The sequence below is a fragment of the Cupriavidus sp. GW822-FHT03E04 genome (assembly GCF_058801495.1).
This window is the reverse complement of record NZ_JBXANI010000043.1, coordinates 22,816-46,986: the sequence shown is the minus strand read 5'-3', so window position 1 is coordinate 46,986 and position 24,171 is coordinate 22,816. Positions and strand designations below refer to the sequence as shown.

The following is a 24,171-nucleotide window of genomic DNA, read 5'->3' as shown; positions in this document are numbered from 1 at the left end:
CGCGCACTTTGTGCGCGGCATGCCCGGCGGCGATCGGCGTATAGTTCCATCACGCCGTGATGAATCCGGCCCTCGGGCTCGTCACGGCGTTTCTTCGCCCACGCCTGCCGCTCCATGAACGACGTCACACCCAATCGCAGCCAAGATCCCGAGCCGTCCGGTCCTGAAGACGTTTCCGGGCGGGCCTCCGACCACAACCGGCTGCGCGCGCTGCGCCGCCGCGCCCGCATGGCAGCGGGCCGCAAGTCGCGCCAGATGTGGCGTATCTCCCGCACCACGCTACGCTACGCCGTCTTCATGTGCGGCGCCGGCTGCGTGGCGCTGTTCTCCCTGATCTTCGCCTGGATTGCCGAGGTGGCACTGCGCTGGAACGCGCACCTGACAGCGGCCACGCCCTGGCTGGCCTTTGTGCTGCTGCCGTTCGGGCTGGCCGCGCTGCGCTGGCTCACCATCGGCCTGGCGCCGCAGGCGCGCGGCAGCGGCATCCCGCAGGTGATCGCCGCGTTCGGCCTGCCCCCGGCGGGGCCGGCGCAGAGCTTGCTGGTGTCGTTCCGCCAGTCCATGTGGAAAGTGCTGCTGACCACCGGCGGGCTGCTGGCGGGCGCCTCCATCGGCCGCGAAGGGCCATCGGTGCAGGTTGGCGCCGCGGCCATGCTCGCCTGGGGGCGCTGGTGCCACGAGAAGCTGCGCTTTCGCATCGGCTTTCATCCTAACGCGCTGATCGCCGCCGGCGCTGCCGGGGGCCTTGCCGCCGCCTTCAATACACCACTGGCGGGCGTGGTGTTCGCCATTGAGGAGCTTGGCCGCGGCACCGCCGTGCGCTGGGACCGGCTGGTGCTGTCAGGGGTGCTGACCGCCGGCTTTCTCTCGCTGGCGGTGCTTGGCAACAATCCCTATTTCAGCGTCAAGACGCCGATCCTCGCGCTGCACGATGCCTGGGGGCCGGTACTGCTGTGCGCCCTGGTCAACGGCGCGCTGGGCGGCCTGTTTGCCAAGCTGCTGACCGGCGGCGTGCCCGCGCTGATGCCGGCACGGCTGCGCGCCTGGCCATTGCAGCATCCCGTGCAGGTGGCGTTCCTGTGCGGCCTGGCGGCCGCGGCGATCGGCTGGTCCACAGGGGGCGCCACCTTCGGCACCGGCTACGGGCAGGCTGCCGGCCTGATCAATGGCGAGCCGCACGCCACGCTGTGGTTCGGCCTGGCCAAGCTGGCGGCGACCGTGGTCTCGTATTTTGCCGGCATTCCCGGTGGCATCTTTACGCCGTCGCTGGCCATCGGTGCCGGCATCGGCGCCAATGTGGCGGACTGGGTCGGCCACCTCTTCGGTGGCATGGCCGAGCCACGCGTGCTGGCGCTGGTGTCGATGGCCGCCTTCCTGGCCGCCGCCACCCAGGCTCCCATCACCGCCAGCGTGATCGTGATGGAGATGACGCGCTCGCAGGACCTCACCTTGTTCCTGCTGGCCTCGTCGCTGCTGGCTTCGTTCCTGGCACGCCAGTTCTGCCCGCACCCGTTCTATCACCAAGTGGGCCATGCTTTCCGGCGCGAGGCGCTTGCAGCCACGCGGAAAGTGGCTCCCGCCGCATAAGCGCAGGCCATGGCCATGGTGCTCGTTGCCGCTTTGTCTTACCATGAGCGGCGCCCGGGCCATGTACCCGGCGCTGTGTACCGGCGGCACATGAGGATCCGCGCCGGCACGACGAACCGGGGAGCACAGATGGCCACAAAACGACCGCCGGGCAGTAACGGCGCACCGCGCCCGCAGCCGCAGTCGCAAAGCCCACGCAAGCCGCAGGGCAAGGAAGGCACGGCTTTACGCGACCTCGGGCCGGACACTGTGTGGCACACGCGTGGCCTGCATGGCCATACCCGCCAGCGCGCGCCGCTACCGTCATCGGCACGCTCGCTGCGGCGGCAGTTGCCGCCCAGCCGGGTGCCGCGCCTGCTGCTGTGGGGCTTGCTGCTGATGGTGCTGGCGGTGATGACCAGCGCGGTGATGAATATGACGCATTAACCCCCGGCAGTGTGCCTGCATGCCATCTTGTGGCGGGTGGCAGGAACCACGCGCGTAGGGGGCGCTCCAACCCGGAGCTTATCTCAGGAGTCTGGATGAAATACCCCCTCGCCGGGCTGGCTGTTGCCAGCCTGCTGCTGATTTCGCCTTGGGCCGGTGCTGCCTCCAACGATGGTGCCGCCGACAAACTGGCGCCGATGATGGATAGCCTGGAGATCGGCAGCCCGCTGCCCACGCTGCCCGATTGCGCTGACAAGCGCACCCCTGACGGCCGCGACGTGACCGCCCTGTGCGTTGAAGTGCGCGGCGACGGCGTGATGCGCCAGGTTGGCGTGCCGCGCGACAAGCGACCTGCCTTCATGGATGGTCCCCACGTGGTGGCCTTTGTCGACCGCAGCGCCCTGGTCGGCGTCATCGTGCCGACCGACGGCGTGCGCTCCGAGAAAGCCGTGGTGGACAGCCTGACCGCGCGCTACGGCAAGCCCTTTCGTTCCGAGCAGGTGAAGATGAAGGACAAGGCCGGCCAGCCCATCACCAGTGTGCACGCCGGCTGGATGAAAAAGCCGCTGACCGTGGAGCTCTACGCCATTCCGGAGGATCCCAATACCGGCACCATCGAACTGCTGCTGCCCCAGGCCCGCATGCTGATGGCCAACCAGGACAACGCGATGGCGCAACAGCTCAACCCCAAGGCGGCGTCCGCCCCGCAAGCGGCCGCCGGCGGCAAGGGCGCGGAGAAGAAGGGCAAGGAAGGCAGCTGGTAGCGTTTGTGGCTTTGCGGCGCTCCGCGCGCCGCAAAGGCCCTCAAAGTCCTTCCATCACCTTGTCCAGCCCGCGCACCAGCCCGGTCAAGGTATGCACCTTGCGGATCGCCAGCAGGGCGCCCGAGACATAGGGCTTGGAGCCGTCGCCGGACTCATGCTTCAGGTGCAGGCGCTGCCCGTCGGCGCCGAAGATCACCTCCACGCCCAACTGATAGCCCGGCAGGCGCACGGCGTGCACCTGGCTGCCGGACATCGTCGCGCCACGCGCTTCCTTCGGGCCCTTGACCTGGTCGATGGGCACCACCTGCCTGGCCTCACGGACCTGTCCCAGCCGATATGCCAGCTCGCGCACGGTGCCAGAGGGCACGTCGATCTTGCCGGCCTTGGCGTAGTCGATGATTTCCCAGTGCTCCAGGTGGCGCGCGGCCATCTCGGCGAACTTCTGCAGCAGCACCACGGTGATGGCAAAGTTGCCGCAGGCCAGTACGCCGCGCCCGGCCTGGCGCGCGGCGGCATCGATCTCGGCATAGTCCTCGTCGGATAGCCCGGAGGCGCCCACCACCACGTGCGCGCCCTTGGCCAGCGCCTGCAGGATGTTGCGCTTGGCAATGTCCGGCTTGGTGTATTCCACATAAACGTCGAAGGCACCTTGCGCCAGCTCGTCGATGCTGGCCACTGCCACGCCCGGCGTGCCCTTGTGCGCGGTCAGCGCCGCCAGGGCCTGGCCGGCCGCGCCGCGCGACAGCCCGGCCACCAGCGTCATGTCGTGCGCGTGCGCCACGCCGCGCGCCAGTTCGCCGCCGGCCCAGCCGGTCACGCCGCCTACGGCGACTCGAATGCGATTGCTCATCGTCTTGCTCTCCTGATCTGGATGGTTTCCGGGGTGCCAAACCGCGCCGGGCTGGCTGCCAGGTTGTGCAGCATAAGCCTTTCGCGCGCGCGGCGCTGGCTCAGCCCGCGGCGCGGCGCCGGTCGATCTTGCGCGCCAGCACGATCGAGGTGGTGGTGTGATTGACACCATCCAGCGCGCCGATTTCGTCCAGCAGCTTGTCCAGCCGGGCATGGGTGTCGCAGCGGATCACCGCCATGTAGTCCACCGGGCCGCTAACCGAGTTCAGCTCCTCGATTTCGGGAAAGCGCTGCAGCGCCCGCACCACCGCGGGCGCGCTCTTGGGCATCACCGACATGCCGCAGAACGCCAGGATAGCGTTGTCTTCCATTTCCTTGCCCAGCCGCACGCCGTAGCCGGCGATCACGCCATCGCGCTCCAGCCGCGCAATGCGTGCCACCACGGTGGTGCGGGCAATGCCGAGCTTGCGCGCGAGATTGGCGGCATTCTCGCGCGCGTTGGCCTGCAGCAGGGAGAGCAGGTGGCGGTCGGTCTGGTCGAGTTCGGTCATGGGCGGGCTAGTGGCGGGCTAGGGGCGGCGGGCAGGTCAAAAGCACGTGGTTCGTCGATTCGACCGTTGATCTTGCCGAATCGTTCGATTGTGAGGCCTTTTCGTCAATCTTGTTCCTTCATTCTGCCTGTGCCCGCAACCATACTTCAGCTATGGGCTTGCTCCGCTGAATCACTTCCATGAGGGACATCATGACCTGCATTACGCCAACCGGCCATCTGGACCAAACTGGACAGAACACCCAAACCAGGCAGACGCCGATGCGCGTGGTCGTGCTGGGCGCGGGCAAGATCGGCCGCACCATCGCCATCATGCTGCATGACAGTGGCGACTACCGCGTGACCCTGGTTGACCGCGAGCCCACCCATCTCGAGGGCGTGCCGGAGGGCATCGCCGTGCGCATCGGCGACCCGGACCAGACCGAGGATTGCGCCCGGCTGCTCGGCGGCGCGCAGGCCGTGCTCAACGCACTGCCATTCCACGCCGCGGTTGGCGTGGCCACGGTAGCGGCCAGCCTTGGCGTGCATTACTTCGACCTGACCGAAGACGTTGCCGCCACCCACGCCATTCGCCGCCTGGCCGAGGGTGCGCGCTCCGTGCTGATGCCGCAATGCGGGCTGGCGCCCGGCTTTATCGGCGTGGTCGGCAATGACCTCGCCCAGCGCTTCCTGCGCGGCGGTGGCGAACTGCTCGACCTGAAGATGCGCGTTGGCGCGCTGCCGCGCTACCCGAGCAATGCGCTCAAGTACAACCTGACCTGGAGCACCGAAGGCCTGATCAACGAATACTGCAACCCGTGCGAGGCCATCGTCGATGGCCGCCGCGTGGAAGTGCCGGCGCTGGAAGGGCTGGAGAGCTTTGCGCTGGACGGCATCGAGTACGAAGCCTTTAATACTTCAGGAGGGCTTGGGACCTTGCCCGAGACGCTGGCGGGCCGGGCGCGCGACGTGGACTACAAGTCGATCCGCTATCCGGGCCACTGCGCGGTGATGAAGCTGCTGCTCAACGACCTGCGCCTGCGCGAGCGCCGCGACTGGATGCGCGAGATCTTCGAGAGCGCGATCCCCGCCACGCAGCAGGACGTGGTGATCGTGTTCGCCAACGCCACTGGCTATGCCGCCAGCGGTGGCAAAGGCGGGCGCGGGCCGCTGACACAGGCGTCGTTCTCGGTGCGCATTGGCGGCGCGCAAACGGCTGCCGGCCACGTCAATGCGATCCAGCTCACCACGGCGGCCGGCATCTGCACCGCGCTGGACCTCGTTGCCAATGGCGAGTTGCCACAGGCCGGCTTCGTTGCGCAAGAGGCGATGCCGCTGGACGTTTTCCTGGCCAACCGTTTTGGCCGACACTACACCCGTCATCCGCTTCAAGAGGCAACGGTATGAAAGCAAAGGAATTCGCGGCCTGTTGGCAGGCCATCGGGCTGACGCCGCCGTGGCGCGACGGCGAAGGCCCCACCGGCGCCTTGCCGGTGCACTCGCCGATCGACGGCGAGGCATTCGGGCACCTGCCCGCCTGCAGCCACGCCGAGGCCGATGCGCGCATCGAACGCGCTCGCGTGGCGCAAGCCAGCTGGGCGCTGGTGCCCGCGCCAGTGCGCGGTGAGGTGGTGCGGCGCTTTGGCGAAGTGCTGCGCGAACACAAGAAGCATCTTGGTGAACTGGTTTCGCTGGAGGCCGGCAAGATCCTGCAGGAAGGGCTCGGCGAGGTGCAGGAGATGATCGACATCTGCGACTTCGCCGTCGGCCTGTCGCGCCAGTTGCATGGCCTTACCATCGCCTCGGAGCGGCCACGGCATGCGATGCGCGAGACCTGGCATCCCTATGGCCTGTGCGGCGTGATCTCGGCCTTTAACTTTCCCGTGGCGGTCTGGGCCTGGAACGCGGCGCTGGCGCTGGTGTGCGGCAATGGCGTGATCTGGAAACCGTCGGAAAAAACGCCCCTCACCGCGCTGGCCATGCAGAGCTTGCTTGACGGCGTGCTGGAGATTGCCGCGCCACAGCACGTTGGCATCGCCACCGTGCTCTCGGGTGGCCCGGCGCTAGGCCAGCATCTGGTGGAACACGCCGCTGTGCGGCTGGTGAGCGCCACCGGCTCCACCCGCATGGGCCGCGCCGTGGGCATCGCTTGCGCCGAGCGGTTCAAGCGCGCCATCCTGGAACTTGGTGGCAACAATGCCGCGATCATCGCGCCCTCGGCCGATCTCGAACTCGCTGTGCGCGCCATGACCTTCTCGGCGGCGGGCACGGCCGGGCAGCGCTGCACGTCGCTGCGCCGCGCCTTCGTGCATGTCGACGTGCTGGAGGCCGTTACCACGCGCCTGATCCAGGTGTTCGGCCGCCTGCCGGTGGGCGATCCGCTGGCCGAGACAACGCTGGTCGGTCCGCTGATCGATGGCGCCGCGGGCGCCGCCATGGCCGCCGCGCTGCTGCGCTGCCGCGAGCATGGCAATACCGTGCACGGCGGCGAGCGCGTACTGGCCGAAAAGTACCCCAATGCCGAGTACGTGCGGCCCGCGCTGGTGCTGACCGATCGCCAGCACGAGATGATGCTGAGCGAAACCTTCGCGCCGATTCTCTACGTGATGCCGTACACCACGCTGGACGAAGCCATCGCGCTGAACAATGCGTCGGAGCATGGTTTGTCGTCTTGCATCTTCACCGAGTCGCTGCGCGAGGCGGAGCGCTTCATGTCGGCAAGCGGCAGCGATTGCGGCATTGCCAATGTGAATATCGGCACCAGCGGGGCGGAGATTGGCGGTGCGTTCGGTGGTGAGAAGGCGACTGGCGGCGGGCGTGAATCCGGCTCGGACGCCTGGAAGGGGTATATGCGGCGCGCTACCAATACCGTGAACTATGGTGATGCGCTGCCGTTGGCGCAGGGGGTGCGGTTTGATGTCTGAGGCCTGAGGTCCGAGTCCTTTACGTTCACCCAAACGTTGCGATTCGTAACAAGGGTTACAGCAGGTTGACCCTGTATTACTAAACCGCCCCGTATAACGTTCTTATGGCTAGACCAAGGCTAAACAAGCCACAAGGACGATGAGATGAAAACGTTGATGATGGGACTCGCGATGGTTGGCGCCGCCATGCTTGGCGGTTGTGCGGTCTACCCGGCTTATCCCGGCTATGGCTATGGGGGTGGCGAGGTCGCAGTGGCGCCGGCGCCGGTCTACGCTGCGCCGCCGGTGGTGGTGGCCCCTGGGTTTTACGGTGGCTACTATGGCTATCGCGGCGGCTACTACGGCGGCCGCCGCTATCGCTACTGGCATTGAAGCGAGAGCGGTAGCACGGGATAGTACGGGCTAGCAGGGGTAGAACGAGGTTAAACGCGTTTGTCGGGCTGTCAGGCCTGCCCGTTGAGCCCGGCCCAGCTCGGCGCCAGCGTCTGCGGCACGTCGATCAGGTCCAGCACGCGGCCAACCGTATGGTCGACCAGTTCCGCCACGCTCTGCGGCTTCTGGTAGAAGCCGGGTACCGGGGGAAAGATGATGCCGCCCATCTCGGTGACGGCGGTCATGTTGCGCAGGTGCGCGAGGTTCAACGGCGTTTCGCGCACCATCAGCACCAGCTTGCGGCGCTCCTTGAGCGTGACATCCGCGGCGCGGGTGATGAGATTGTCGGACAGGCCATGCGCCACGGCCGCGAGCGTGCGCATGGAGCAGGGCGCCACCACCATCGCATGGGCGGCAAACGAGCCGCTGGCAATGGTGGCGCCAATATCGCGCACGTTGTGGACCACCTGGGCAAAGCCCTCCACCTCGGCCTTGCTGATGTCGAGTTCGTGCTGCAGGTTCATCACGCCCGCCGCGGAGATCAGCAGATGGGCCTCCACGCCAGGCGCGGCGCCCAGTATCTGTACCAGACGGACCCCATAGACCGCGCCGGTGGCGCCGGTGATCGCGACGACGATGCGCCGCGGCTTGCCCTCACCCGCTGCACCCGCCGCTGCACCCGCTGCGGTCATGTCGCGCTCAGGCCTTGAGCAGCGATTGCAGTTCGCCGTTCTGGTACATCTCCATCATGATGTCCGAGCCGCCGACGAACTCGCCGTTCACGTAGAGCTGCGGAATGGTCGGCCAGTTGGCGTAAGTCTTGATGCCTTGGCGGATGCCGTCGTCTTCCAGCACATTGACCGTGGTCGGCGCGTCGACGCCGCAGGCCTTCAGGATCTGGATCGCACGGCCGGAGAAGCCGCACATCGGGAACTGGGCGGTGCCCTTCATGAACAGGACCACCGGGCTGCCCTTGACGATCTGGTCGATCTTTTGCTGCACGTCACTCATGATGTCTCTTTTCAGTTGCTCGCGGTGCAGGCACTGGCCAGCACCGCTATCGGGAAATCGGAAAGGCGCGCGTGATGCGTGCGCCTTGATGCAATCAAGTATTTGATTTTACCGGAATCGGCTGCCGGCTTCAGGCGGCCGCCCCGGCCTGCGCCGACAGGCGAGCTGCGCTGCATCGTTCATGGCCTGCCAGGTCGCGCGCGGTAAAGATCTCGGCCATGCCGGCGGCGGCCAGCAGGTCGCGGGCAGCCTGGCCCTGGTCGTAGCCGTGCTCCATCAGCAGCCAGCCGCCCGCATGCAGGCGCGCGGCGGCCCCGGCCACGATTGCCCCCAGGTCCGACAAGCCATCGCCATGATCGGTCAGCGCATCGATCGGCTCGAAGCGCAGGTCGCCCTGGCCCAGGTGCGGGTCCGCGGCGGCGATATAGGGCGGATTGCTCACGATCAGGTCGAAGCGCAGGCCAGCGGGCAGCGCGGCGTACCAGTCGGAGGCCAGGAAGCGCACATTGCCGGCGCCCAGGGCGCGCGCGTTGTCTTGCGCCACCTGCAGCGCGCCGGGCGAGATATCGGTCGCCCAGACCTCGGCGTCGGGCCGTTCGCAGGCCAGTGTGACGGCCAGCGCACCGGAGCCGGTGCCCATGTCGAGCACCCGGGGGGCAGCCAGCGGCGCCAGCAGCTTCAGGGCCGCTTCTACGGCGATTTCGGTGTCCGGGCGCGGAATCAGCACATCCGGGGTCACGCGGAAGGCGCGCCCGAAGAATTCCCGCTCCCCCAGCAAGTAGGCCACCGGCTCGCCGCCCAGGCGGCGCCCGAGCAAGGCGGCCACGCTGTCGCGCTGGGCCGGGGCAAGCGTTTCGTCGTCGCGCGTGATCAGCTGGGTGCGGGTGAGCCCGGTGACATGGCTGATCAGCAGTCGCGCCTCCAGCGCTGGCAAGCCGGCTGCCGCCGCCACGGCCAGGGCGTCGCGTACCGTGGCCGTCTCAGGCAGCGAGACCGGCGTGGTGGCATTGGGGCTGGGGGAGGTGGCGGTGGACGTGGTGCTGGGCATGGATAGGGCAAAAAACAAAACCCCGCCGGGAGGTGCCCTGACGGGGTTTGCAGTGTAACGCGCTTGCCTGGGCGGCGGTGCCTGGGCGCGATGCGCCAGTGTCTTGCCGCCGTGGCGTGCGAATTACTTGTTGACGGCGTCCTTGGCCTTGTCCGCGCTGGCGTTGACAGCATCCTTGGCGGCGTCCTTAGCCTTTTCCATGGCATTGCCGGCATCGACCTTGGCCTTTTCGGCGGCAGCGGAAACGTCGGCGGCAGCGCTGCTGGCAGCGGACTTGGCGGCATCGGCGGCATTGCTGGCGGCGGATGCGGCGTCGCTGGCGGCGGCCTTGGCGGATTCAGCGGCGCTTTGCATGGCGCTGTCGGCGCTCGGCGTGGCGGGGGCTTCTTCCTTCTTGCTGCAGGCAGCCATGGCGGCGGTGATCATCAACAGCGCGAGCAATTTCTTCATGATTTCGTCCTTTTGTCCGTTTTCGAGTGGCGACACGCCGACCTCTGTATGGCGGCTCAGTCGGAATCGATTATAGACAGCGAAAAATGGTGCGCCAGTGCTGTTGCAAGCATTTACAACAGATACAAAGGTTTTCGTAAAGAAATCGCGATTTATGCAGCGCGATCCAAAAATCTGCCTTAATGACCGGTAATTCGTCGCAATAACCTGCTATTGCCGAGCGATTAATGCGCTTCGCCCAGCGCCGCCAGTTGATCCGCCTGGTGTTCCGCGGACAAGGCGGACAGGAGCTCGTCGAGGTCGCCGTCCATGATCATGTCGATCTTGTAGAGGGTCAGGTTGATACGGTGATCCGTCACGCGCCCCTGCGGGAAATTGTAGGTGCGGATACGATCACTTCTATCGCCGGTGCCGATCAGGTTGCGCCGGGTGCTGGCTTCTTTCGCCTGGGCCGCGCGCAGCTTCGCGTCCATCAGCCGGGCCGCCAGGACCTTCATGGCCTTGTCCTTGTTGCGGTGCTGGCTGCGGTCGTCCTGGCACTCCACCACGATGCCGGTGGGCAGGTGGGTCAGGCGCACGGCCGAGTCGGTCTTGTTCACGTGCTGGCCGCCGGCGCCGGAGGCGCGGAAGGTATCCACACGCAGGTCCGACGGATTGATTTCCACCTCGGTCACCTCGTCGGCCTCGGGCATGACTGCCACCGTACAGGCCGAAGTGTGGATGCGCCCCTGGGCCTCGGTGGCTGGCACACGCTGCACGCGATGGCCGCCGGATTCGAACTTCAGCCGGGAAAAGGCCGCATCCCCGGCGATCCGGATGATCACTTCCTTGTAGCCGCCCAGGTCGGACGCCGATTCGCTCATCACCTCCACCTGCCAGCGCTGGCGCTCGGCGTAGCGTGTGTACATCCGCAGCAAATTGGCGGCGAACAGCGCGCTTTCCTCGCCGCCGGCACCCGCGCGGATTTCCAGCAGCAGGTTGCGGTCGTCGTTGGGGTCCTTGGGCAGCAGCAATGTCTGCAGGCTGCCTTCCAGCGTTTCCAGCCGCTCGCGGGCCGCGGTGATCTCATCGGCCGCGAACTCCTTCATCTCGGGATCGTCCAGCAGCGCTTGCGCGGTGGACAGGTCCTCCTGTGCCTGGCAGTACTGCGCATATTGCTCGGCCACCGGCGTCAGTTCGGCGTGTTCGCGCGTGAGCTTGCGGTACTGGTCGATCTTGGCGGTGGCATCTTCGCGCGCAAGCAGGGCGTTGACTTCGTCGAGTCGCTCGGACAATTGGTCGAGCTTGGCAAGCATGCTGGCTTTCATGGGGGTCCGAAGAGGCGCGGTGAAACGGGTGGAGACGGATGTTGCTGCTGGGATGCGTGCGGGCCAATGGCCAATGGCCGCAGGCAACGCAAAGCTGGCCGCGCGCAGGACACGCACGGTCGAGGCGAGCGCGGCTAGCGCTCGGAGTGGCTGCTGTGGCGGAACAAGCCCGGCACCAGGCGCAGCAAGGTCTCGCGGTCGTCGCCCTGGGTGTGGTTCAGGGCGTGGGTCGGGCCGTGCAGGAATTTGCGGGTGAGCGCGCCGGACAGGGCTTCGAGCACGGCTTGCGGGTCGTCGCCGCGCGCCAGCATGCGGCGCGCGCGCTCCAGTTCGGCCTGGCGCATGGCCTCGCCCTGCACCTGCAGTTCGCGGATGACCGGCACTACGCTGCGGGTTTCCAGCCAGTGCATGAAATTCTGCACGCGGCTTTCGATGATGGCTTCCGCCTGGGCCACGGCAGCCTGGCGCATGGCATTGCCCTCGCGCACGATGGCGCCGAGGTCGTCCACGGTGTACAGGAAGACGTCGTCCAGGCGCGCGACTTCGGGCTCCACGTCGCGCGGCACGGCCAGGTCCACCATCATGATGGGGCGGTGGCGGCGCAGCTTGACGGCGCGTTCCACCGCGCCCAGCCCGATGATGGGCAGGGAGCTGGCGGTGCACGACACCACGATGTCGAACTCATGCAGGCGCGCGCCCAGCTCCGACAGGCGGATGGCCTCGGTGGTCAGGCCCTGGCCGGCGAGTTGCTCGGCCAGCCGCTCGCCACGCTCCACGGTGCGGTTGGCCACCACGATCTGGCGCGGCGTTTGCGCCGCGAAGTGCGTGGCGCACAGCTCGATCATCTCGCCCGCGCCGATGAACAGCACGCGCTGGGTCGAGACGCTTTCAAAAATCCGCTGGGCCAGGCGCACCGCGGCAGCGGCCATGGATACCGAATGCGCGCCGATCTCGGTCTGGCCGCGGACCTCCTTGGCCACCGCGAAGGTGCGCTGGAACAACTGGTTCAGGTAGGTGCCCAGCGCGCCGGCTTCACCGGCGGTGCGCACCGCATCCTTCAACTGGCCCAGGATCTGGGTTTCGCCCAGCACCATCGAGTCCAGCCCGCTGGCCACGCGGAAGGCATGGCGCACGGCTTCGGACTGCGGCAACGAGTACAGGTGGGGAGCGAGTTCGCCGGCCGGCACGTTATGGTGCTGCGCCAGCCAGCGCAGCGTGTGCTCGAAGCCTTCCGAACCCGACAGCAGCACATCGGTGGCGCAATAAATCTCGGTGCGGTTGCAAGTGGAAAGGATGGCGGCTTCGGTGCCATTCTTGCCGGCCAGGTGGGTGCGCAAGGCGCCCAGGGCGGGTTTGATCTGCTCAAGCGGAAACGCCACTCGCTCGCGCAGCGAGACGGGCGCCGTGGTGTGATTGATACCGATCGCGAGCAGTTGCATGGTGGGGAGCATGTCTCTCTGGCCGGGCTCCGGGCGGCGGCTTTGCAGGCTGCAGCGCGGGAGTCAGGTGCAATCCGGGCATGAATTCAAGCGCGGATTCCGGCGCAAAGCGCCGCCGAACCGGGCTACATTATAGCGCCCGGCGCGGATCTTGCCCGAGCGCGGTCGGGTTTACCGTATTGTTGCGGCCACGCGCGGCGGCTGACGGGACTCCCCGGGGAGTGCGCCATATTCAGGAATTTGGGAGAAAGTGATGTTGGGTACGCTGGTGGTGGGGGTGCTGGCTGGGCTGGCGGCGCGGTGGCTGCACCCCGTGGGCCGGGTCAGCCTGTTTGCGGCGGTGGTGTTCGGCGTACTGGGCGCGCTGGCCGCGTTTTACGGCGGCCGTGGGCTGCACTGGTTTGTCGACGGGCAGATGGCAGGCTGGTTCGCGGCCATCCTGGGCGCGGCCGTGCTGGTTGGCGTCGGGGGCGTGGCCAGAGGGCGGTGAGATTGAATGAATGCCATCCAATCTCGAATCCCGAATTCACGCCGCTTTAGTCTGGTTACCCGCGCTGCTCCAGAAACCGTCTCAAAACCCCGCTCGAATAATGGCTGGCCACGTCGGTCAGGAACGCCGCAAAATCCACGTGCGCGGTATCGTCGGCCCGATCCGAGAGCGTGCGCATCACCGCATGCCGCACGCCATACTCATGGCAAACCTGCGCCACCGCGGCGCCTTCCATTTCCACCGCCAGCACGCCGGGCAAGCGCTCGCGCAACTCGGCCGCGGCGGCGGGTGAGCCGATGAACTGGTCGCCGCTGGCGATCATCCCCTCATGCAGCCTGGGCGCGCTGACCCCGAAGCGCGCCAGCACGCCGGCCGGGACGGAGGTCGGCAGATCATCCCGCAGGTAGCCTGCCACCGCATCGCGCAGCGCGGCGGTAAGCGCCGGGTCGGTGGGGAATTCAGCGCGATCCAGCAACGGGACCTCATGGCGGGAAAAAAACGGCCGCGCGTCCAGGTCGTGCTGCAGCGTGCGGTCCGCCACCACCACGTCCCCGACCCGCGTCTCGGCCCCGATGCCGCCGGCCAGGCCGGTGAAGACGATCTCATCCACGCCGAACTCGCGCACCAGGGTGACCGTGGTGGCCGCCGCCGCTACCTTGCCCATGCGCGCGAGCACCAGCACGCAGCGCTGGCCGTAGAGATGGCCAACGTGATAGTCGCGCATGCCGATCGTCCGCACGGTGGCGCGGGCATCATCGTGGCGCATGGCGGCGATCAGGCCGTCGACTTCATCGTGGATGGCGGCGAGGATACCAAGGGTCATGGCGAGGCGTGGCTGGGTTGGAGAAACGCACAGCATACCGGGCCGGGACAGGGCGGCAAAGCAGCGCTGTCGCATGTTCCCGCTCACGCAAGGAAAGCTGCGCAGATGGCGGCGCCTTTGCTACAGTGCGCTGGCGTATCCATCACATGGGGCATTGATGCAGGCAACCACAACGCAGGGCTTTCAAGACCGGCGGGCAGCGCGCCAGGCGCTGGCAGACTGGCGTGAGCAGGGCGTGCTCGGCGCCGACGGCGTGGCCGCCGGCTGGCCAGGGACCGAACCCGACGCGGCGCAGTGGCGGACCTGGCTCGATCGCACGTTGCTGATGCTGGGCGCCGCGCTGCTGTGCGCCGGCGTGATCGTGTTCTTCGCCTTCAACTGGCAAGACCTGCACAAGTTCGCCAAGTTCGGCCTGCTGGCCGGCGCGCTGACGCTGCTGGCGGGATTCGCCTGGCTGCGCCCGCCCGCCGACATGGCGGGGCTGGCGGCGCTCTGCGGCGCCCAGGTGGTGGCCGGCGTGCTGCTGGCCGTGATCGGGCAGGTGTACCAGACCGGCGCTGACGCGTGGCAGCTGTTCGCCCTGTGGGCACTGCTGGCGATCCCGTGGGCGCTGGCCGCGCGCGCGGCGCCGCACTGGTGGGTGGTGATCGTGCTGGCCAATGTGGCGCTGCTGCGGTATCTCAGCGTGCGCCTTGGCGTGGGCGGCATGTTCGACCTGCTGTTTGGGGCGGCTGGCGAACGCGCCACCACGCTCTCGTTGCTGGTGGCCACGCTGGTGCAACTGGTGCTGTGGTTCGCGCTGCGCGCAGTGGCGCCGGCCTACGGCTTTCGCGGGCTGGCCGGCGCGCGCATCCTTGCGACGCTGGCGTGCGCCTACGCTGGCTGGCTCGGCCTCGCCAGCATCCTGCACAACCGCTTCGACCCCGCCATGTTCGGCGTGGCCATGCTCACGCTGGGCGGGCTGCTGGCCTGGTTCCGGCTGCGGGCATTCGATGTGGTGGCGCTCAGCCTGGCCAGCTTCTCGGTCATCGTGCTGCTGGTGACCGGGGTTGCCCGGCTACTGCTGGAGGGCAGCCGGGACGCGTTCGGCGCCTTCCTGATCCTCGGGCTGCTGACCATTGGCCTGTCCGCCGCGGCGGCGGCCTGGCTGCTGCGCGCCTATCGACACCACGGGCAAGCCCAAAGCGGCGCGCCCAACGGAGAGCCGGCATGACCAGCGACCATCACGTAGTACGAAGGTTGTGGCAGGACTTGGCCGCGCGCGGCTTGGTGCAAGGGCAGCCGCAAGCCGCACAAGGGCGCACGCCATGGGCCGTCAGGCTGCTGATGGGACTTGCGGGCTGGCTTGGTGCGGTGTTCTTCCTCGCCTTCCTGCTCGGCTCGGTCTTTGTGGCCGCGCGCGACAACGCCACGGCAATGGCGCTCTGCGGCGCCGCCATGATCGCGCTGGCCGCGGTGCTGTACCGGCGCCGCGCGGGCGCCACCGCGCTCGAGCAATTCGCGCTGGCCATCAGCCTCAGCGGCCAGGGCCTGCTCGTGTACGGCGCGAGCCAGGCCTACGGCGGCGGCCGCCTGCTCGAATCGGCCGCCTTCTGGGGCGCGCTCGCGCTGCTGGAGGCCGTGCTCTATGTGCTCGTCAGCAACCGGCTCCATCGCTTCCTGGCCGCGCTGGGCGTATGGACCGGCGTGGCCCTGGCGCTCCACCTGGCCATGACGCCCGGCCTGCGCCACGTCTGGCAAGCCATGAGCTTCTCGCTAGGCTGGCTCGCGCCCTTCGCCATGACGCTGCTCACCGGCTTCGTGCTGGCGGAGCGGCGCCTCTGCGCCGCCGGGCTGCACAACTGGATCGAGCCGGCCGCGGATGCCACGCTGCTGTTCGCACTGGGCGCGGCCTTGGTGGTGACCGGCCTCAGCCAGCCTCAGGCATTGCTGTTCGATGCTGATACCGGGCGCCAAGCCGGCAACTACTGGATGGCCGGCGCGCTGTTTGGCGCGGTGCTAGCCGCGTTTGTCCTTGCCGAAGCAGGCCGGCTGCAGCTAAGCCCGGCGGTGCGGGGCACTGCGCTTGTCGGCGCGGTGCTGTTTGGCGCCTTGCTCGCTGGTGCGCCGGCGGTCGTCGCCGCCGCCCTTGCGCTCGGCCTGGCGCTGCGCCGCGGCTCGCTGCCCTGGCTGGGCCTGGCCGTCGCCACGCTCGGCAGCGGTTTCATCTGGTACTACAGCGCGCTGCACTGGACGTTGCTGATCAAGTCCGCCACGCTCGCCGGCGCCGGCATCGCCGTGCTGCTGCTGCGCATGGCGCTGCGTCGCGATGGCGCAAGGAGACAAGCATGAAACGCTGGATACTATTGGCATGGGTGCTCACGCTCGGCCTGTCCGCCTTCGCCATCACCGGCAAGGAACGGCTGCTGGCGCATGGCGACACCGTCTACCTGCGCCTGGCGCCAGTCGATCCGCGCTCGCTCATGCAAGGCGACTACATGGCGCTGAACTTCGCCATCGCCGAGTCCATCCGCCAGGCAGGCAAGCTGCAAGGCATCGAGCCCGCCCGCGAGCAAGTTGCCGTGATCCGCCGCGATGCACGCGGCGAAGCCACCTTCGTGCGCCTGTACACGGGCGAGGCACTGGCCGGCGGCGAGCAACTACTGCGCTTCCAGAACGTGCCGGCCCGCTGGGGCGGCACGCAGGCGCAGGTGTCCACTGATGCGTACTTCTTCCAGGAAGGGCAGGGGGCGCGGTTCGAGAAGGCGCGCTATGGCGAGTTTCGCGTGGGGCCGGATGGGCAAGCGCTGCTGGTGGGGCTGCGGGGGGAGGATTTGGGGGCACTGTGAGAGGGGGGGCGCTGAGTGGCGGCTCAGCTTAGCAGGGCCATACGGCTAAAACCTTGAATACTCGGAGAAAGAATGAAAGGGGCGAAACGCTACAACTGCCGGCAGCGCAAGAAGCTGCGCGTGGGAGAGTTCCAGGAGATGGGCTTCGAATTCTCGGCTGAACTAGCGAGTGACGCCTTGGCTCTGGATCGAGATGATCTGATCGACAGCTTTCTGGACGAAGCGGTCGAAGCCAACGCGCTGCTGATGGGCGGCGGTATCAATGACGGCGTGCTTGCTGGATTCATCATCTCAGGGGCGTTGCGGGGGTCGGTCACACCTGAACAACGGCAAGCAGTAGAACAATGGCTGCAGGCTTCAAGCATCTACGAGAATGTCCAGGTCAGGCCACTCAGGGATGCCTGGCACGGCTGGAGCTAGTCATAACGCAGGGCGAGGCGATGGAGTTCCCCCGCGGCCATATCGGCTCGCGAAAGAGCAGGCTGAATCCACCGACACAACGGAGTAAATTGTCGTGACTGTCGCTTTTGCACGACGGGGACGTTGTTCCCGAAACGCCTAAACGCCTCATCTACGAATCAGCTTGGCAAGCCCTCTCGCGGTCCTGCTGCAATTGCCCGATTGAGCGGGCCAGCTGCGCGCAACGCTAGCCAGTGAAGACGGCGGGTGCAGCGTTTCCATATGGCTGTTGAAATGCGCCTGCAACATGATGACGGCATTGGGTGCGTCGTGGCGGACGATCAGGACGGCGTCTGCGTCGCCCATGCTCTGGTCGATGACAGCATCGAGATTGTCGCGAGCATCGAGGAAATCCACGGCGTGTATGGGCCCTCTCAGTGGTGCAATGACCGGCGTAAGTCTATCGGGGAAGAGCCCCAAGCTTTGCTTGCGCGTCTTCGTATAGTCGGCAGTCGATGTCTCGTGAATGCGCAAATGCATCGCTGCCGACGCTATACTAGTTAAGTCGCTGCAACCACAGCGACCGGGATTGGCGTCTCGAAAACGTAGGCGGATAACCGCCGCCAGGCGGTTTTATCCGTCGCGCCTTCGCACGTCCCTATGGGCGGGCCTGGGCGGGGGAGCCTTCGGGCTCGCCGGTTCCTACGTTCTGGTACGCCAACCCTGCCTTGCGCCCGCCCACCCCGATTGGCGTCGGGGAGCGGAGTTGAAACCGCAACGTAGGAGGCATCTGCATGCCCCAGTCTTCGCTTGCCCATTGCGGGCAATCTGTATTTCCCAAAACTCCTCTCATCTGTCAGCGCCAGCGCGCATCCCAACGGAGGGTGCCCAATGTGTAAGCACCCCCAGTACAACATCAGCGCCGAACAGACTGGCCGCGATATCTTCGTGACCGCGCACGCTGCATCCGAAAGCCCGCTTAGCCTAGCCGCCGAAAAGGCTGCCCAACTCAATGCGCTGCTGTCGGTCGCTATCGAGAACGCTGCCGGTGGCACCCTTGCGAACTTGACCGACGAGACACAGGGTCACCTGCTCTCGCTGGCGGCGACACTCGCTAACGAAGCGCTGGCGTTGAGCGAACTCGCGGTCTTGCGGGACTCGGAGGGCGCGCGTGATGGATGAACTTGTGGTGGGCTTGTACGAGCGGGCTGCGTCAGCAGTCTCGTGAAATAAGAAGCCCCGCAGGCGTTTTGTCGCGCGGGGCTTCTGTTTGTTTGCATCAGAGTGGACTTTCACCCCGCTGCCGAGTCGTTTCGCCTATTTGCCGCGCTTCGCACGGAAGTCGCGGTCCCATCCTGCGGCACCTGGCAAAGCCAGGTCCCGATCGAGCCGACCCTCCCGGCCCTCTGCGAAATCGCCGTCCCGCTCGTTCTTAACGGGTGCTCATGCCACGCACAAGCCTGCATCGCGCAAGCGGCGCAACAGGGCGCCGCGCTTGGCGTGGGAAGCCAGGAGTTGCTGCAGCGCACGCTCGAATGCTTCGCGGCTCGATGTGAGCGCATAACCGTCCGCCAGCTCCGCCAGCGCCTTCGTTGCCTCATCATAGGCCGACGCCGTGCCCCTCTGTACCTGCACATCGATGGCTGCCCAGCGCTTGTCTGCATCGTTCATCACCAGCCTTAGTTGCGTTTCGCGCTTTCGGCGGCGTGCGGCCTCCTGTCTGGCATGTGCCTTTGCTTCGCGCTTCAGGCGCGCTATGCTGGCCGCTTCGGCGAGTTCCCGCAGATGTCCGAGGATGCGCCGCGCGGTGGAAGGCGGTGTTGAAACGTGCTGCGCTTTCAGCCAGGCGGCATGTCGCAACCGGACCTGGCGTTCCGCTTGAAGTACCAGCCCTTGGGCTAGCAGTTTCAGCACCGCTGCCATTTCCTCGCGTGGCAATTCGCGCAGCCAAGCATCGATGCGATCATCCTGCGCGGCATCGCCAGGCGGAACGTCGGGGCTCGCCGCCGCAGCGGCGGCCAGCAGGTCGGGATCGATCTCCAGGAATTCGACTAGCGCTTCCTGCGGCGGCGACAGTGTCGCCAGGCCGGGGGGCACCTCCGGCTCCAATGCGTCGTCCGAAAGGTCATGGGATCCCGCCAGCCAGCCCAGGTAAAGCGGGCGCAAGTCGCCACGCATCAGCTCGGCGCGCAGGGGGGCTAGGCGCCGCATCCAGCCGCTGCCGTCTTGCATGCCGTAGCGGTCATAGTCTTCGCCTTCGTTGAGTGACCACTCAATGATCCAGTGTTCTCCGTGTGTCTCGATGGTCGAGGCATGCCGGATGGCGAAAGGCTTCAGTTCCGCTTTGCCAAACGTGGATAGCGGCACGCGTAGCGCCAGCCTGCTGCTGCACCAGTTGGCGGTGTAGACGAAGACGTCGAAATATCGCCGCATCCAGTCAGCCGGATCTGCCTTCAGATCGCCCCACTCATAGTGATTGACGAAGCCCGCGGGGCTGATCTGGGCGCGCGTGGAGACGGCGCGCAGCTGCGCCATCTCGGCGCGGGTGAGCGGCCGGTCGATGGCCGCGAATTCGTAGTATTGGTATTCGCTCATGCTGGTTGGATGGATACAGGCGCCTGCATCGCTGATTTTGCGCTGCGCCATACGTTGCCCTTGACAGATGTATCCATTCGGATACGATGCGGGTTATGACCACACTTAACCGCACCGCTGAATTCAGCGCCTGGATCTCGACCCTCAGGGATCTGACGGCAAGGGCCAAGATCCTGGTGCGCCTCAAGCGAGCCGAACAAGGCAACTTTGGCGATTCGGAGCCAATTGGGGATGGCCTGTCGGAGATGAGGATCGACTTCGGCCCTGGCTACCGCATCTATTACGGCCGCGAAGGTGCTGTGGCTTACTTGCTTATTTAAGGCGGCGATAAGTCGACTCAGAAAGCCGACATCAAGCGAGCTAAGGAAATGTGGAAAACGATCAAGAAGGAGTCATCATGAACAAGATCGAAGTGGCACGCTTCGATGCCTCGGACTATCTCGACAGCGAAGAAATGATCTCTGAGTACCTCAATGCTGCTTTGGAAGAGGACGACACTGCAGTGCTGCTTGCCGCTATTGCGGACATTGCCAAGGCACGTGGTATGACCAGAGTGGCTGCCGACTCTGGACTTGGCCGTGAGAGCCTTTACAAAGCACTCGCTCCGGGCGCAAAGCCTCGCTTCGACACCATTATGAAACTCCTGCACGCGCTCGGCGTGAAGCTCACAACAGTGCCCGACGCTCACGCATAACTAACCGACGCCACGGCCAAAAATAAAAAACCCCCGCCACCTCAAGGGGTGGCGGGGGTTTTTGTTGTCGGAGGAAGTTCGCCGACGTCCGATACTCGGCTTAGACGTTGAACAAGAAGTTCATCACGTCGCCATCCTTCACCACATATTCCTTACCTTCCGCGCGCATCTTGCCGGCTTCCTTCGCGCCTTGCTCACCCTTGTAGGCAATGAAATCCTCATAAGCGATGGTCTGGGCGCGGATGAAGCCGCGTTCGAAGTCGGTGTGGATCACGCCAGCCGCTTGCGGCGCGGTGTCGCCCACGTGGATGGTCCAGGCGCGGACTTCCTTCACGCCGGCGGTGAAGTAGGTCTGCAGGCCGAGCAGGGTGAAGCCGGCGCGGATCACGCGATCCAGGCCGGGTTCTTCCATGCCGAGGTCGGCCAGGAACACGGCCTTGTCTTCGTCGTCGAGGTCGGCGATTTCAGCTTCGATGGCGGCGCAGACGGCCACGACCGGCGACTTGGTCTTGGCGGCGTGGGCGCGCACGGCGTCCAGGTGCGGGTTGTTCTCGAAGCCGTCTTCACGCACGTTGGCCACGTACATGGTGGGCTTGGCGGTGATCAGGCACAGCGGCTTGATGGCGGCCCATTCCTCGTCGGACAGGTCGAGCGTGCGCACGGCCTTGGCCTCGTTGAGCACGGCCTGGGCTTTTTCCAGCACGGCCACCAGGCGCAGCGCTTCCTTGTCGCCGGCGCGGGCGGGCTTGATGTAGCGGGCGTGGGCTTTTTCGACGGTGGAGAGGTCGGCCAGCGCCAGTTCGGTGTTGATCACCTCGATGTCGGACAGCGGGTCGACCCGGCCGGCGACGTGGATCACGTTGTCGTCTTCGAAGCAGCGCACCACGTGGGTGATGGCGTCGGTTTCGCGGATGTTGGCCAGGAACTGGTTGCCCAGGCCTTCACCCTTGGACGCGCCAGCCACCAGGCCGGCGATGTCGACGAATTCGACCACGGCCGGCAGGATGCGCTCGGGCTTGACGATCTCGGCCAGCTTGGCGAGCCTCGTATCCGGCACTTCCACCACGCCCACATTGGGCTCGATGGTGCAGAACGGATAGTTCTCGGCGGCGATGCCGGCCTTGGTCAGGGCGTTGAACAGCGTGGACTTGCCGACGTTGGGCAGGCCGACGATGCCGCATTTGAGGCTCATGGTAAACCTTTAAAAATCAATGGGTTGCGGTTCACCCTGGGTGCGTCCGGCGCAATGGAATGGCGCAGCGATGGGGACGCAGAGGGGAGGGTTCAGCACGAGACAACACAGCCAAAGCGGGGCGTTGCTCACCGGTTTTGTGCTGGGGTGCCATCAGAAAGATGGCTATTGTAACCTCGCCGGACGTTGCGCTGAACCGGCCGGCCGCGCCTGCCGCCTGCTGAATTTGTGCGCCTCGCGGGCGTGTGCCCCTTTGCCGCAGGCGCCTGGGCGCCGCTTCATGCGCGCGAGGGCGCACCAAAGCCATCGTGCCGGGGTGGCTATAATCCACGCATGACTCGTCCATCTCCCTCCCGTTTCCAGGTTGCCGTGGTTGGCGGCGGCATCGTCGGCAAGGCTTGCGCGTTGTTGCTGGCCCAGCAGGGCATGCAGGTGGCGCTGATCGCGCCGCGATTGCCTGCCGGCGCGGCCGCGCCGGATCCTGGCCAGTGGGACAGCCGTATCTACGCCTTCTCGGCGAGCTCGCAAGCCTTGCTTGAGCGGTTGCGCGTGTGGGAGGCGCTGGACCCGGCGCGGATGCAGCCGGTGTGCGACATGCGCGTGTTCGGCGATGCGAGCGCGGCGCAGGCGAATGCCTCGGCTGCCGGTGATCTCCATTTCTCGGCCTACGCGGCCACTGTGGCGCAACTGGCGTGGATCATCGAATCCGGCCATGTGGAACGCGTGCTCGATACCGCGCTGCGCTTCCAGCCCCAGGTGCACTGGCATGACGATACCGCTGCGGCGTTCGCGCGCGACCATGATGGCGTGACGCTGACCCTGGCCGGTGGCGACAAGGTGCGCGCGGCTTGCGTGGTGGGCGCCGATGGCGCGCGCTCGTGGGTACGCGAGCAATGCCACATTCCGGTCACCAAGCGGCACTATCGCCAGCTTGGCGTCGTGGCGAATTTTGAATGCGAGCTGCCGCACCAGGACACGGCCTGGCAGTGGTTCCTGGGCACGCCGCCCAAGCTGATGGCGGACGAGGAGCCGGCTAACGGCGAGATCCTGGCGTTGTTGCCGTTGCCGGGCCGGCGCGTGTCGATGGTGTGGTCGGCCGACGATGCCCATGCAAGTGAGCTGCTGGCGCTGTCGCCCGAGGCGCTGGCCGATACCGTGATGCAGGCCGCCAGCGGCGCCGTGGGACGCCAGTTTGGCGCGCTGCGCTGCATGACGCCGGCGCAGGGCTTCCCCCTGGTGCTGCAGCGCGCCGATCAGTTTGTGCAGCCGCACGTGGCGCTGGTGGGCGACGCCGCCCACGTGGTGCACCCCTTGGCGGGGCAGGGCATGAACCTGGGTTTGCGCGATGTGGCGGAACTTGGCCGCGTGATGGCCGCCAAAGAGTCTTTCCGCGCAGAAGGCGACTTGCGCTTGCTGCGCCGCTACGAGCGCGCGCGCGCCACCGATTTGTTGTCGCTGACGGCGGCTACCGATGGCCTGCATCGGCTGTTTTCCCTGCCTGGCGGCGTGGCGCGCACGGTGCGCAATGCCGGCATGCGGGTCGTGGGCGGCCAGTCGCTGCTCAAGCGTTTTCTTATCGGCCGCGCGCTGGGCTGAGCGCCCGACCCTTGAACCCTGAATCCCGAGCTCGCTCGCGCGAACCGAATCATCGAATTACTGGAGTCATCATGTTGCATTTCCTGCGCCGCCGTCCCGCCCTGTCCGCCACCATCGTTGGCGGCATTGCGACTGCCGGCTTCGCGCTGCACGCCATGGCGGCGGGCGAGCCCGGCACCGACCGCATCAAGGAATCGGTGCAAAAGATGCTGGGCGGGCGCGCTGAAGTGAAGAGCGTGGCCAAGACTCCCGTGCCCGGCCTGTTCGAGGTCAACATCGGTGGTCAGGTGGTCTACACCGATGCCACCGGCCGCTACATCATCAACGGCGAGATGGTGGACTCCAAGACCGGCACCAACCTGACCGAGGAGCGGCTGGCCGATATCAACCGCATCAAGTGGTCGGACCTGCCGCTGGCACGCGCGATCAAGTGGAGCAAGGGCGATGGCAGCCGCCAGGTAGCGGTGTTCTCCGACCCCAACTGCGGTTACTGCAAGCGCATCGAGCAGACGTTCCAGCAGATGGACAACATCACGGTCTACACCTTCCTGTACCCGGTGCTGTCGCCGGATTCGTCGGTGAAGGCCAAGCAGGTGTGGTGCGCGGCCGACCGCACCAAGGCGTGGCGCGACTGGATGATCAGCCATGTGGCGCTGACCGGCAACGGCAGCTGCAAAACCCCTGTGGATGACAACCTGGCGCTTGGCCAGAGCCTGAACATCACCGGCACCCCAGCCGTGTTCTTCATGGACGGCACCCGCATTCCCGGCGCCGCCGACGCTGCCACGCTCGAGCGCAAGCTCGCCAGCCTCAAGAAGTAAGCACGTCGCGCCGGCGGCCTTCCCGGC

Annotated in this window: 28 protein-coding genes; 16 read left to right on the top strand and 12 right to left on the bottom strand. The window is 66.4% G+C overall.

What is annotated here, in order from left to right; genetic code table 11:
- Positions 1-114: 114 nt before the first annotated feature.
- From AC1RQC_RS37970 to AC1RQC_RS37960, 3 genes are all read left to right on the top strand, one after another.
- Positions 115-1,587, top strand: a complete 1,473-nt coding sequence (locus tag AC1RQC_RS37970) for a chloride channel protein (protein ID WP_492831573.1) — start codon at positions 115-117, stop codon at positions 1,585-1,587.
- 129 nt (positions 1,588-1,716) lie between these two features.
- Complete coding sequence (locus tag AC1RQC_RS37965) at positions 1,717-2,013, top strand: hypothetical protein (RefSeq protein ID WP_492886549.1); 297 nt, start codon at positions 1,717-1,719, stop codon at positions 2,011-2,013.
- Positions 2,014-2,108: 95 nt separating this feature from the next.
- Positions 2,109-2,777, top strand: coding sequence for a hypothetical protein (locus AC1RQC_RS37960; protein ID WP_492886547.1), 669 nt, complete (start codon positions 2,109-2,111; stop codon positions 2,775-2,777).
- Positions 2,778-2,817: 40 nt separating this feature from the next.
- Here AC1RQC_RS37960 and dapB read toward each other — a convergent pair whose 3' ends face one another.
- Both dapB and AC1RQC_RS37950 read right to left on the bottom strand, forming a co-directional pair.
- Positions 2,818-3,627: a 4-hydroxy-tetrahydrodipicolinate reductase gene (gene dapB, locus AC1RQC_RS37955; RefSeq protein ID WP_492886545.1), complete on the bottom strand. Its 810-nt coding sequence runs from the start codon at positions 3,625-3,627 to the stop codon at positions 2,818-2,820.
- Positions 3,628-3,727: 100 nt separating this feature from the next.
- On the bottom strand, positions 3,728-4,177 hold the full coding sequence (locus AC1RQC_RS37950) for an Lrp/AsnC family transcriptional regulator (protein WP_174427647.1): 450 nt from the start codon (positions 4,175-4,177) through the stop codon (positions 3,728-3,730).
- A 260-nt stretch (positions 4,178-4,437) separates the two neighbouring features.
- On the opposite strand from AC1RQC_RS37950, the gene AC1RQC_RS37945 reads away from it, so the two are divergent.
- The 3 genes from AC1RQC_RS37945 to AC1RQC_RS37935 all read left to right on the top strand — a co-directional run bounded on the left by AC1RQC_RS37945 (position 4,438) and on the right by AC1RQC_RS37935 (position 7,451).
- On the top strand, positions 4,438-5,562 hold the full coding sequence (locus tag AC1RQC_RS37945) for a saccharopine dehydrogenase family protein (RefSeq protein WP_492831592.1): 1,125 nt from the start codon (positions 4,438-4,440) through the stop codon (positions 5,560-5,562).
- Positions 5,559-7,079 carry an L-piperidine-6-carboxylate dehydrogenase gene (amaB, locus tag AC1RQC_RS37940; protein ID WP_492831575.1) on the top strand — a complete coding sequence of 507 codons (1,521 nt, stop codon included), beginning with the start codon at positions 5,559-5,561 and terminating at the stop codon, positions 7,077-7,079. The genes AC1RQC_RS37945 and amaB overlap by 4 nt, the downstream gene beginning before the upstream one ends.
- Before the next feature lie 144 nt (positions 7,080-7,223).
- On the top strand, positions 7,224-7,451 hold the full coding sequence (locus tag AC1RQC_RS37935; RefSeq protein WP_492375870.1) for a hypothetical protein: 228 nt from the start codon (positions 7,224-7,226) through the stop codon (positions 7,449-7,451).
- 71 nt (positions 7,452-7,522) lie between these two features.
- Here the strand turns inward: AC1RQC_RS37935 and AC1RQC_RS37930 are convergent, their stop codons facing one another.
- From AC1RQC_RS37930 to hemA, 6 genes are all read right to left on the bottom strand, one after another.
- Positions 7,523-8,143 carry a UbiX family flavin prenyltransferase gene (locus tag AC1RQC_RS37930; protein WP_492375871.1) on the bottom strand — a complete coding sequence of 207 codons (621 nt, stop codon included), beginning with the start codon at positions 8,141-8,143 and terminating at the stop codon, positions 7,523-7,525.
- A 7-nt stretch (positions 8,144-8,150) separates the two neighbouring features.
- A complete protein-coding gene (gene grxD, locus AC1RQC_RS37925; protein WP_150985669.1) occupies positions 8,151-8,462 on the bottom strand; it encodes a Grx4 family monothiol glutaredoxin in 312 nt (103 codons plus the stop codon).
- A gap of 130 nt (positions 8,463-8,592) precedes the next feature.
- Positions 8,593-9,510 (bottom strand): peptide chain release factor N(5)-glutamine methyltransferase, encoded by a 918-nt coding sequence (prmC, locus tag AC1RQC_RS37920; RefSeq protein WP_492886543.1) that lies wholly within the window; start codon positions 9,508-9,510, stop codon positions 8,593-8,595.
- A 123-nt stretch (positions 9,511-9,633) separates the two neighbouring features.
- Positions 9,634-9,960 (bottom strand): hypothetical protein, encoded by a 327-nt coding sequence (locus tag AC1RQC_RS37915; protein WP_492886541.1) that lies wholly within the window; start codon positions 9,958-9,960, stop codon positions 9,634-9,636.
- 224 nt (positions 9,961-10,184) lie between these two features.
- Positions 10,185-11,267 carry a peptide chain release factor 1 gene (gene prfA / locus AC1RQC_RS37910; protein ID WP_492375873.1) on the bottom strand — a complete coding sequence of 361 codons (1,083 nt, stop codon included), beginning with the start codon at positions 11,265-11,267 and terminating at the stop codon, positions 10,185-10,187.
- Positions 11,268-11,401: 134 nt separating this feature from the next.
- Positions 11,402-12,706 (bottom strand): glutamyl-tRNA reductase, encoded by a 1,305-nt coding sequence (gene hemA / locus AC1RQC_RS37905; protein WP_174427671.1) that lies wholly within the window; start codon positions 12,704-12,706, stop codon positions 11,402-11,404.
- Positions 12,707-12,959: 253 nt separating this feature from the next.
- Here hemA and AC1RQC_RS37900 point away from each other — a divergent pair, with 253 nt between their 5' ends.
- The gene (locus AC1RQC_RS37900; RefSeq protein WP_492886539.1) at positions 12,960-13,196 is read left to right on the top strand and encodes a hypothetical protein; all 237 of its coding nucleotides are present in this window, start codon (positions 12,960-12,962) and stop codon (positions 13,194-13,196) included.
- A 55-nt stretch (positions 13,197-13,251) separates the two neighbouring features.
- Here AC1RQC_RS37900 and AC1RQC_RS37895 read toward each other — a convergent pair whose 3' ends face one another.
- A complete protein-coding gene (locus tag AC1RQC_RS37895; protein ID WP_492886537.1) occupies positions 13,252-14,019 on the bottom strand; it encodes a 5'-methylthioadenosine/adenosylhomocysteine nucleosidase in 768 nt (255 codons plus the stop codon).
- A gap of 157 nt (positions 14,020-14,176) precedes the next feature.
- Here AC1RQC_RS37895 and AC1RQC_RS37890 point away from each other — a divergent pair, with 157 nt between their 5' ends.
- The 4 genes from AC1RQC_RS37890 (at position 14,177) to AC1RQC_RS37875 (ending at position 17,267) form a co-directional block, all read left to right on the top strand.
- Positions 14,177-15,232 carry a DUF2157 domain-containing protein gene (locus tag AC1RQC_RS37890; protein WP_492886535.1) on the top strand — a complete coding sequence of 352 codons (1,056 nt, stop codon included), beginning with the start codon at positions 14,177-14,179 and terminating at the stop codon, positions 15,230-15,232.
- The gene (locus AC1RQC_RS37885) at positions 15,229-16,350 is read left to right on the top strand and encodes a DUF4401 domain-containing protein (protein ID WP_492886533.1); all 1,122 of its coding nucleotides are present in this window, start codon (positions 15,229-15,231) and stop codon (positions 16,348-16,350) included. Before AC1RQC_RS37890 ends, AC1RQC_RS37885 begins: the two co-directional genes overlap by 4 nt.
- On the top strand, positions 16,347-16,847 hold the full coding sequence (locus tag AC1RQC_RS37880) for a GDYXXLXY domain-containing protein (RefSeq protein WP_492886531.1): 501 nt from the start codon (positions 16,347-16,349) through the stop codon (positions 16,845-16,847). The genes AC1RQC_RS37885 and AC1RQC_RS37880 overlap by 4 nt, the downstream gene beginning before the upstream one ends.
- A gap of 72 nt (positions 16,848-16,919) precedes the next feature.
- Positions 16,920-17,267, top strand: coding sequence for a YggL 50S ribosome-binding family protein (locus AC1RQC_RS37875; protein WP_174427637.1), 348 nt, complete (start codon positions 16,920-16,922; stop codon positions 17,265-17,267).
- 147 nt (positions 17,268-17,414) lie between these two features.
- Here AC1RQC_RS37875 and AC1RQC_RS37870 read toward each other — a convergent pair whose 3' ends face one another.
- Positions 17,415-17,663 (bottom strand): type II toxin-antitoxin system Phd/YefM family antitoxin, encoded by a 249-nt coding sequence (locus AC1RQC_RS37870; protein WP_492886529.1) that lies wholly within the window; start codon positions 17,661-17,663, stop codon positions 17,415-17,417.
- Between the two features lie 474 nt (positions 17,664-18,137).
- Here AC1RQC_RS37870 and AC1RQC_RS37865 point away from each other — a divergent pair, with 474 nt between their 5' ends.
- Complete coding sequence (locus AC1RQC_RS37865) at positions 18,138-18,428, top strand: hypothetical protein (protein WP_492886527.1); 291 nt, start codon at positions 18,138-18,140, stop codon at positions 18,426-18,428.
- A 261-nt stretch (positions 18,429-18,689) separates the two neighbouring features.
- Here the strand turns inward: AC1RQC_RS37865 and AC1RQC_RS37860 are convergent, their stop codons facing one another.
- The gene (locus AC1RQC_RS37860; RefSeq protein WP_492886526.1) at positions 18,690-19,841 is read right to left on the bottom strand and encodes a hypothetical protein; all 1,152 of its coding nucleotides are present in this window, start codon (positions 19,839-19,841) and stop codon (positions 18,690-18,692) included.
- 95 nt (positions 19,842-19,936) lie between these two features.
- Between AC1RQC_RS37860 and AC1RQC_RS37855 the strand changes: the two genes are divergently transcribed.
- Both AC1RQC_RS37855 and AC1RQC_RS37850 read left to right on the top strand, forming a co-directional pair.
- Entirely contained in the window at positions 19,937-20,161 is a 225-nt protein-coding gene (locus AC1RQC_RS37855; RefSeq protein WP_492831580.1) for a type II toxin-antitoxin system RelE/ParE family toxin, read from the top strand.
- Between the two features lie 77 nt (positions 20,162-20,238).
- Positions 20,239-20,535, top strand: a complete 297-nt coding sequence (locus AC1RQC_RS37850; RefSeq protein WP_045238852.1) for an addiction module antidote protein — start codon at positions 20,239-20,241, stop codon at positions 20,533-20,535.
- 100 nt (positions 20,536-20,635) lie between these two features.
- On the opposite strand, the gene ychF is transcribed toward AC1RQC_RS37850, so the two are convergent.
- Positions 20,636-21,727: a redox-regulated ATPase YchF gene (gene ychF, locus AC1RQC_RS37845; protein ID WP_492375947.1), complete on the bottom strand. Its 1,092-nt coding sequence runs from the start codon at positions 21,725-21,727 to the stop codon at positions 20,636-20,638.
- A 333-nt stretch (positions 21,728-22,060) separates the two neighbouring features.
- Here ychF and AC1RQC_RS37840 point away from each other — a divergent pair, with 333 nt between their 5' ends.
- Together AC1RQC_RS37840 and AC1RQC_RS37835 are read left to right on the top strand one after the other, a co-directional pair.
- A complete protein-coding gene (locus AC1RQC_RS37840; RefSeq protein WP_492886524.1) occupies positions 22,061-23,323 on the top strand; it encodes a UbiH/UbiF family hydroxylase in 1,263 nt (420 codons plus the stop codon).
- Positions 23,324-23,394: 71 nt separating this feature from the next.
- On the top strand, positions 23,395-24,144 hold the full coding sequence (locus AC1RQC_RS37835; RefSeq protein WP_492811658.1) for a DsbC family protein: 750 nt from the start codon (positions 23,395-23,397) through the stop codon (positions 24,142-24,144).
- The last annotated feature ends 27 nt before the right edge of the window (positions 24,145-24,171 follow it).

Coding starts and splice junctions, on each gene's coding strand:
- AC1RQC_RS37840 (WP_492886524.1), top strand. CDS start 22,061: ATGACTCGTCCATCTCCCTCCCGTTTCCAGGTTGCCGTGGTTGGCGGC.
- AC1RQC_RS37860 (WP_492886526.1), bottom strand. CDS start 19,841: ATGAGCGAATACCAATACTACGAATTCGCGGCCATCGACCGGCCGCTC.
- AC1RQC_RS37855 (WP_492831580.1), top strand. CDS start 19,937: ATGACCACACTTAACCGCACCGCTGAATTCAGCGCCTGGATCTCGACC.
- AC1RQC_RS37890 (WP_492886535.1), top strand. CDS start 14,177: ATGCAGGCAACCACAACGCAGGGCTTTCAAGACCGGCGGGCAGCGCGC.
- AC1RQC_RS37835 (WP_492811658.1), top strand. CDS start 23,395: ATGTTGCATTTCCTGCGCCGCCGTCCCGCCCTGTCCGCCACCATCGTT.
- AC1RQC_RS37880 (WP_492886531.1), top strand. CDS start 16,347: ATGAAACGCTGGATACTATTGGCATGGGTGCTCACGCTCGGCCTGTCC.
- AC1RQC_RS37965 (WP_492886549.1), top strand. CDS start 1,717: ATGGCCACAAAACGACCGCCGGGCAGTAACGGCGCACCGCGCCCGCAG.
- ychF (WP_492375947.1), bottom strand. CDS start 21,727: ATGAGCCTCAAATGCGGCATCGTCGGCCTGCCCAACGTCGGCAAGTCC.
- amaB (WP_492831575.1), top strand. CDS start 5,559: ATGAAAGCAAAGGAATTCGCGGCCTGTTGGCAGGCCATCGGGCTGACG.
- AC1RQC_RS37875 (WP_174427637.1), top strand. CDS start 16,920: ATGAAAGGGGCGAAACGCTACAACTGCCGGCAGCGCAAGAAGCTGCGC.
- AC1RQC_RS37915 (WP_492886541.1), bottom strand. CDS start 9,960: ATGAAGAAATTGCTCGCGCTGTTGATGATCACCGCCGCCATGGCTGCC.
- AC1RQC_RS37950 (WP_174427647.1), bottom strand. CDS start 4,177: ATGACCGAACTCGACCAGACCGACCGCCACCTGCTCTCCCTGCTGCAG.
- AC1RQC_RS37970 (WP_492831573.1), top strand. CDS start 115: ATGAACGACGTCACACCCAATCGCAGCCAAGATCCCGAGCCGTCCGGT.
- prmC (WP_492886543.1), bottom strand. CDS start 9,510: ATGCCCAGCACCACGTCCACCGCCACCTCCCCCAGCCCCAATGCCACC.
- AC1RQC_RS37900 (WP_492886539.1), top strand. CDS start 12,960: ATGTTGGGTACGCTGGTGGTGGGGGTGCTGGCTGGGCTGGCGGCGCGG.
- AC1RQC_RS37850 (WP_045238852.1), top strand. CDS start 20,239: ATGAACAAGATCGAAGTGGCACGCTTCGATGCCTCGGACTATCTCGAC.
- AC1RQC_RS37895 (WP_492886537.1), bottom strand. CDS start 14,019: ATGACCCTTGGTATCCTCGCCGCCATCCACGATGAAGTCGACGGCCTG.
- prfA (WP_492375873.1), bottom strand. CDS start 11,267: ATGAAAGCCAGCATGCTTGCCAAGCTCGACCAATTGTCCGAGCGACTC.
- AC1RQC_RS37930 (WP_492375871.1), bottom strand. CDS start 8,143: ATGACCGCAGCGGGTGCAGCGGCGGGTGCAGCGGGTGAGGGCAAGCCG.
- AC1RQC_RS37960 (WP_492886547.1), top strand. CDS start 2,109: ATGAAATACCCCCTCGCCGGGCTGGCTGTTGCCAGCCTGCTGCTGATT.
- AC1RQC_RS37885 (WP_492886533.1), top strand. CDS start 15,229: ATGACCAGCGACCATCACGTAGTACGAAGGTTGTGGCAGGACTTGGCC.
- AC1RQC_RS37865 (WP_492886527.1), top strand. CDS start 18,138: ATGTGTAAGCACCCCCAGTACAACATCAGCGCCGAACAGACTGGCCGC.
- AC1RQC_RS37935 (WP_492375870.1), top strand. CDS start 7,224: ATGAAAACGTTGATGATGGGACTCGCGATGGTTGGCGCCGCCATGCTT.
- dapB (WP_492886545.1), bottom strand. CDS start 3,627: ATGAGCAATCGCATTCGAGTCGCCGTAGGCGGCGTGACCGGCTGGGCC.
- hemA (WP_174427671.1), bottom strand. CDS start 12,706: ATGCAACTGCTCGCGATCGGTATCAATCACACCACGGCGCCCGTCTCG.
- AC1RQC_RS37945 (WP_492831592.1), top strand. CDS start 4,438: ATGCGCGTGGTCGTGCTGGGCGCGGGCAAGATCGGCCGCACCATCGCC.
- grxD (WP_150985669.1), bottom strand. CDS start 8,462: ATGAGTGACGTGCAGCAAAAGATCGACCAGATCGTCAAGGGCAGCCCG.